Annotated in this window: 7 protein-coding genes; 6 read left to right on the top strand and 1 reads right to left on the bottom strand. The window is 64.2% G+C overall.

All coding sequences use genetic code 11. The features are described 5' to 3' along the window. On the top strand, nt 1-537 hold a 537-nt coding region (locus K323_RS30060), incomplete at its 5' end, for an alpha/beta fold hydrolase (protein ID WP_022886126.1). Continuing rightward, a complete protein-coding gene (locus tag K323_RS0115190; RefSeq protein ID WP_342663008.1) occupies nt 456-956 on the top strand; it encodes an ArsR/SmtB family transcription factor in 501 nt (166 codons plus the stop codon). The genes K323_RS30060 and K323_RS0115190, both read left to right, overlap by 82 nt. 62 nt (nt 957-1018) lie before the next feature. Here the strand turns inward: K323_RS0115190 and K323_RS0115185 are convergent, their stop codons facing one another. Beyond that, nucleotides 1019-1636 carry a TetR/AcrR family transcriptional regulator gene (locus K323_RS0115185; RefSeq protein ID WP_033373318.1) on the bottom strand — a complete coding sequence of 206 codons (618 nt, stop codon included), beginning with the start codon at nt 1634-1636 and terminating at the stop codon, nt 1019-1021. An 88-nt stretch (nt 1637-1724) separates the two neighbouring features. Here K323_RS0115185 and K323_RS0115180 point away from each other — a divergent pair, with 88 nt between their 5' ends. The 4 genes from K323_RS0115180 to K323_RS28985 all read left to right on the top strand — a co-directional run bounded on the left by K323_RS0115180 (nt 1725) and on the right by K323_RS28985 (nt 6049). Continuing rightward, on the top strand, nt 1725-3113 hold the full coding sequence (locus K323_RS0115180) for an MFS transporter (RefSeq protein WP_026851704.1): 1389 nt from the start codon (nt 1725-1727) through the stop codon (nt 3111-3113). Between the two features lie 304 nt (nt 3114-3417). Then, on the top strand, nt 3418-4941 hold the full coding sequence (locus K323_RS0115175; protein ID WP_022886122.1) for an ATP-binding protein: 1524 nt from the start codon (nt 3418-3420) through the stop codon (nt 4939-4941). A gap of 15 nt (nt 4942-4956) precedes the next feature. After that, nucleotides 4957-5439, top strand: a complete 483-nt coding sequence (locus tag K323_RS0115170) for a hypothetical protein (protein WP_211219865.1) — start codon at nt 4957-4959, stop codon at nt 5437-5439. A 70-nt stretch (nt 5440-5509) separates the two neighbouring features. After that, entirely contained in the window at nt 5510-6049 is a 540-nt protein-coding gene (locus K323_RS28985; protein WP_022886120.1) for a hypothetical protein, read from the top strand. Nucleotides 6050-6084: the final 35 nt, after the last annotated feature.

Raw genomic sequence — 6084 nt, 5'->3', positions numbered from 1 at the left:
GCCGCTCTGTTCGGCGAGTCTTCCGGTGCAGTCCTGGCGCTCGAGGCGGTGCTTCACGGCCTCCCGATCTCGCGACTTGCTTGCTATGAGCCGCCGTTCTACGTGTACGCGGGATACCCGCAGAGAAGTGCTGATTTCACCGAGCGGTTCGATGCGCTGGTCGCAGACGGACGACGCGGCGACGCGTTCGAGCTGTTCATGATTGAGGCGGTGGGGGTGCCGGCTGAGGCGGCTGCGGGGATCACCGAGATTCCTCTTTGGCGCGCCCTGGAGAGCGTGACCCACACCATCTCGTACGACGGGCTGATCATGGGGGATACGCAGAAGGGCGATCCGGCATCCCTGGATCGTTTCCAACCGATCACAATCCCCACTCTGGTGATGGTCGGTAGCGAGAGCCCCGCCTACCAGCACAAGGCCGCCCGTCGTCTCGCGGAAGTGCTCCCGACCGCTCAATGGCAGACGGTACAAGGCGAAAGCCACCAGTACACCGCTTTGGGCATAGTTCAGATTCTCCGAGATTTCCTGTCTCGATGAGTCACCTCCCGCCCGCCACGAATCCGCGGGCCACGCTGGCTCGATCCCTTGAGAACACGGGAAATCAACGATCTGAGCGGTTTGAGAAGCACCTACTTAGGCCCAATTCCATCCAAGCGTCATCGGACGTCTTCAACGCGGTCGCCGAGCCCCGGCGTCGGGAGATCCTGGCGCTGCTGCGGACCGGTGAGAGACCGGTGACCGAGTTGTCCCAGGAGCTGGGGATGTCCCAACCGGGGGCGTCCAAGCACCTGCGGGTGCTCCGAGAGATCGGGCTGTTGCGGGACCGCAAGGCAGGCAAGCAACGCCCGTACAACCTTGACGCCCGTGTGCTGCAAGCGGTTCACGAGTGCACCGGCGGGTTCGAGCAGTTCTGGAACGAGAGCTTCGACCGGCTGGACGCATACGTGCATTCATAGGGGCAGGAGGCTGGAGACGGCGAGAAACGGGTGAGCTCGCGAGCTGGCAGATGCGTCGGCTCTCAGGAACGTGCTGCCCTGCCTAATGCCGGGCGCAGGGTGGCGTCGATGAAGTGGGCAGCGTCACCGGGGTGGAGTCGACCGGCCGTGATCTCTGCTGCGGCGGCGTTCATCACGACGTGTGTGGTGGCCAGTAGCCAGCTCACTGGTAGGTCAGTACGGAACTCGCCCTCGCGCTGGCCGCGTTCAAGAACGCCTCGCATCCGGGCTTCGGCCTTCTCGTGCAGTTCGCGGATGCGCTCAGGAGGAAGTTCCTTCTGAGCAGCGGTGAGGAGCGCGCGGGCTTGATCGAGGAGCGTCCAGCTTGACGTGATCAGGCGGCTGAACGCTTCAGAAGCGTTGCCGTCCAGCGGAACCTGGGAGAGGACTTCCTCGCCGTGGCCGAGGCTTTCGATCAACGCGGCTTCGATCAGCTCCACGCGGCTCTTGAAATGCCCGTACAGAGTCATGCGCCCCACGCCAGCTTCAGCTGCGATGTCGGCGATCGAGGCTTCCGGGTTGTTCTGCAGTGCGACAGGGGTGGCCGCGAGGATCGCTGCCCGGTTGCGCTGCGCGTCTGCCCGCTGGTTGGCCGCACGCTCCGGCGTGACCGCGTGTCGTCCGCCCCTGGGTTCGGTCACGTTCGACACCCTTCATAAGTCATACAGGAATATACGAGATAGTCTAAGTGCTATAACTCGTACATGCTTGATTGATTTAGGAGGAATGATGACCACGCCAACATCAACCGGCACTGCCACTGGTGCATACCCACGACGATGGCTCGCATTGGCGTTGCTGGGCGCGGCCCAGTTCATGCTGATCCTTGATGTGACCGTCGTCGCAATTGCCCTGCCACAGATGGAGGCGGACCTATCACTGTCGCGAGAGGCGCTGACCTGGGTCGTCGCCGCGTACACGGTCGCGTTTGGTGGCCTGATGTTGCTCGGCGGTCGCAGCGCCGATCTGTTCGGCGCCAAGCCCATCGTTTATACAGGGCTCACCGTCTTCGTCTTGGGGTCGCTTGCGGCAGGCCTCGCCGATAGTGCAACGTTCCTGCTCGCTGGACGGATCACCCAGGGGGTCGGGGCTGCCATGCTGTCGCCCGCTGCCTTGTCGGTCGTGGTGAGGCTATTCGAGGGTGATGAGCGCAACCGTGCACTCGGGATCTGGTCGGCCCTGGGCGGGGGCGGCGCAGCAGTTGGAGTGCTGTTGGGTGGCCTCATAACTGTTGGCCCGGGCTGGCCCTGGGTGTTCTTCATCAACGTGCCCATCGGCGCAATCGTTTTGATCGGTCTGCTCCGCGTGCTGCCGCCCCTGCCTCCACAGCCCGGCACGAGGCCACGCCTCGACGTACTCGGTACGACGCTGGTGACCGCCGCTACCGGCCTGGCGATCTACTCGCTGACCACCGCAGGCGAGGCGGGATGGACGGCACCCATGACGCTGCTGACGGCTGGGATCGCCGTCGTGCTCTACGTGCTGTTCGGCTGGTGGCAGCGCACCACAGTTTCACCGCTGATGAACCTCAGCCTGCTCGGCAGACGCCCGGTATGGGCCGGTGTGTTCGTGCTCGGGATCGCGACGGCGCTGATGGTCGCGGTGTTCTTCCTCGGCACGTTCTACTTCCAACAGTTCGCCGGACACAGCCCGCTCGTGACCGGTCTGCTGTTCCTGCCGATCGCAGTGGCAACAATGGTTGGTGCGCAGCTCGCGGGGCGGCTCGTTGGCAAGCTCGGAGCGCGCAAACTGGGCGCGACCGGCATGATCGTCGGCGCAGCAGGCCTGATGGTTCCCGCGCTGATCCCAACGACACTGACCACGACGATCGGAATCAGCTTCGGTGCATTGGGCATCGGAATGCTCTTCGTCGTGGCCTCCATCACCGCACTCGGGCAGGTCGCACCAGAAGAGGCCGGGATCGCGTCAGGCCTGCTGAGCACGTTCCACGAGTTCGGCGCATCCATCGGCGTCGCCACCGTGTCCAGTATCGCTGCAGCCAGCTTGACCACAGGTGGGGATGCCGGGTTCAAGCAGGCGTTCCTCGCAATCGCGATCGCAGCCCTCGGAGCTACCGTCATTGCAGCCATCGCGATCCCGGGCCGGCCCAGGAACTGACATGTACCACTGGCGCGACTTCGCCCGAGTCGCGAAAAGTGCTAATAGAAGCGCTAAGCAACGTGTAAGTCGGGGCATCCCGGCGGAGTTATCCACAGATCACTTGTCATAGATCGTTGATCTTATGCAGCAAAACGGTCAGTAATGATTTGTGGTGCGAGGGGGTCGAGGTCAGTTCAAGTCCCCCCTCGCGCACGCAGATATCCACAAGTCACCCGCGCAGTCTGCCGATGCAACGTCGTCCCCGGCGGATTCCCTTCGCGTACCTGATTCACATCAGCCGCTGGTCAGGGAAGGCACACGCATGGGAAAACACGGATCCAAGAAGCTCTATTCGACGGTCCTCGTCGAGGACGGCAAGGGCAAACGCCGTGCACGCAAAGTACGCGAACGCGCAGCCCACGACATCATCGCTCGCAACCAGGCCGCACAGAAAGAGGTTCAGAGGGCGAAGCTCAGCGTGGAGCAGGCGGTCGCCCGCAGTACCCTCTACCTCCCGCGAGATGGCGAGGCGGGGGCGGCGGCGTTGCGGTCGTATCGGCGGTTTCGGGTGCCGCCGCATCAGGACACGAGCGCAACGTTGCAGGGCGCTTACCCGTTCCTTGCTGAGGGTGGCCTCGGCTCCCAAGGCGTGTTCGTCGGCCAAGACCTCTACTCAGGCGGGTCGTTCGTGTATGACCCGTGGGTGCTGTACCAGCGCGGGATCATCACCGCTCCGAACCTGGTCTTGGCGGGCATCGTCGGATCCGGGAAATCATCCCTCGCCAAATCCTTGTACACGCGCAGCATCCCGTTCGGGCGTCGCGTCTACATTCCCGGCGACCCGAAAGGTGAGCACACCGCGATCGCGGAGGCCGTCGGCGGGAAGGCAATCATCCTCGGCCACGGACTCCGCAACCGCCTCAACCCGCTCGATGCGGGATACCGGCCGAGCGGACTCTCCGACATCGAGTGGACCACCACCGTCGCGTCCCGCCGCCGCGACCTCATCGGAGCCCTCGCCGAGACCGTCCTCGACCGTCCCCTGTCACCGCTCGAGCACACAGCGATCGATGTCGCGTTGCAGGCGGTGGTGGAGACGGCGTCGGTGCCCATTCTGCCGATGATCGTCGACCGCATCCTCACCCCCGACACCGGTAGCGACGACCGGCTCGCGGAGGACGGCCGGCTCGTCGGCCACGCCCTACGACGCCTGGTCTCCGGAGACCTCGCCGGCCTCTTCGACGGCCCCTCCACCGTAGAGTTCGACCCGACGCTGCCGATGATCACCTTGGACCTGTCACGGGTGGTCGAGAATTCGACCCTGATCTCGGTGTTGATGACCTGCTCGAGCGCCTGGATGGAATCCGCACTCCTGGACCCCAACGGCGGACAACGATGGGTCGTCTATGACGAAGCCTGGCGGCTGATGTCACACCCGGCGTTACTGAAACGCATGGACGCTCAGTGGCGGATGTCCCGCCATTACGGGATCGCGAATCTCTTAATTTTCCACAAGCTCACCGACCTCGACAATGTCGGCGACCAAGGATCCGCGATGAGAGCCCTCGCCAACTCGCTCCTCGCGAATGCGGAGTCGAGGATCATCTACCGGCAAGAATCCGACCAGGTCGGAGCCACCGGCAAAGCCCTCGGCCTCACCGGCACCGAGCAGAGACTCCTCCCCAGCCTTGGCACAGGGCAAGGACTGTGGCGGATCAAGGAATCTAGCTTCGTCGTGCAACACCAGCTACATCCGGACGAGCTCCGGGCCTTCGATACGACTCAAAGAATGACCGGAAATCCGCGAAATCACGGGGATCTGGGCCAGCCCGGACATCTGTCATGAGCCTACATTCCAGCCGTGCGGAGCGCCACGATGAGTGCTGAGAACGAGGAGCAGCTCGTCCGAAACATGGACGCCCTGAGCGTGGCCTTGAGCCGGGTCTCCCAGACCTACGGTGAGCATGTCGTGCTCAGCGAGGAAGATCCGGAGACTTTCGGGGCTGGCCATTTCGTGCTCTACCCGGCCGCGGGTTCTCGTTCACGGTTGGCGATCGAGGAGCAGTACACCGGTACCGATTGGTCTGACCCTGACCGGGTCCCCACCTCCTGGACCTGGCAGGCCGAAACCCTCCGCCGACAAGGCGACGGTACCTACGAGTGGGTCACCCTTGGGCAAGGCGAGGTGGCCTCGGGCAATGTCGAGCAGCTGATCGCTGTCGCCGAGACCTGGGCGAACACTACCCACGGCCTCGCTGCACGGGAAGCCAATCTGAGTACCGAGGCCCCAACTGTTGGGGAGGCCCCGAGTACGACGGTGGGGCTGCGCACCTACCGCACATGAACCCTCAGAGAACACGCCTCCGAACACCCATGAGTCCCCGCGGAGGAACGCTAGGGCTGGAGGTACGGTCATGAGCCTGCGCCGCACTCGCCGTGAGCACCAGAATCCAGCGACCTCCGCACCGACGTCGACCCCTGCGGCCGTGCCGGCGGTGTTGCCGCAGATCGTGTTGGAGGCCATGAACGCGGACTCGCTCGTGGTCAGCGTGAACGGCGTCCGGCTTCCTGCGACCCCGATCCGGCGGGATGAGATCGCTCAGGCCGTGACCGAGCTCGTGACCCAGTTGGGGACGCCGACACGGGTGGAGGTGCGAGAGATGGATGGCAGCATCCACGCCGACATCCTCACCCCGCCCCCACCACCATCACCCTTCGCACCACCCACTGATCTGCCGGTGCCCATCGCTCCGCCGTCGCTGCTGGAGTTCACCGGCGGCGGGTTCGTTCCCGGTGAGGATGTTGCCCTTGCCCTGGTCCTGCGCCACTCCTCTGCCGGACCCGACGGTACGGCCCGCACGCTCCTGGACCTCAGTGAGAAGCCCGGTATCACCGGTGAGGTGATCTTGTTAGGGCGGATCTCGGGGACCACGTCGGTGCAACGCATCGACTGAACCCTCGTCGGCCGCACCTGTTCTCCTGACCCCAC

The sequence above is a fragment of the Glaciibacter superstes DSM 21135 genome, assembly GCF_000421145.1.
GTDB lineage: Bacteria > Actinomycetota > Actinomycetes > Actinomycetales > Microbacteriaceae > Cryobacterium > Cryobacterium superstes.
The sequence above is the reverse complement of the archived record's forward strand: the minus strand, read 5'-3'. Positions and strand labels throughout refer to the sequence as shown.

Coding starts and splice junctions, on each gene's coding strand:
- K323_RS0115190 (WP_342663008.1), top strand. CDS start 456: ATGGCAGACGGTACAAGGCGAAAGCCACCAGTACACCGCTTTGGGCAT.
- K323_RS0115175 (WP_022886122.1), top strand. CDS start 3,418: ATGGGAAAACACGGATCCAAGAAGCTCTATTCGACGGTCCTCGTCGAG.
- K323_RS0115180 (WP_026851704.1), top strand. CDS start 1,725: ATGACCACGCCAACATCAACCGGCACTGCCACTGGTGCATACCCACGA.
- K323_RS28985 (WP_022886120.1), top strand. CDS start 5,510: ATGAGCCTGCGCCGCACTCGCCGTGAGCACCAGAATCCAGCGACCTCC.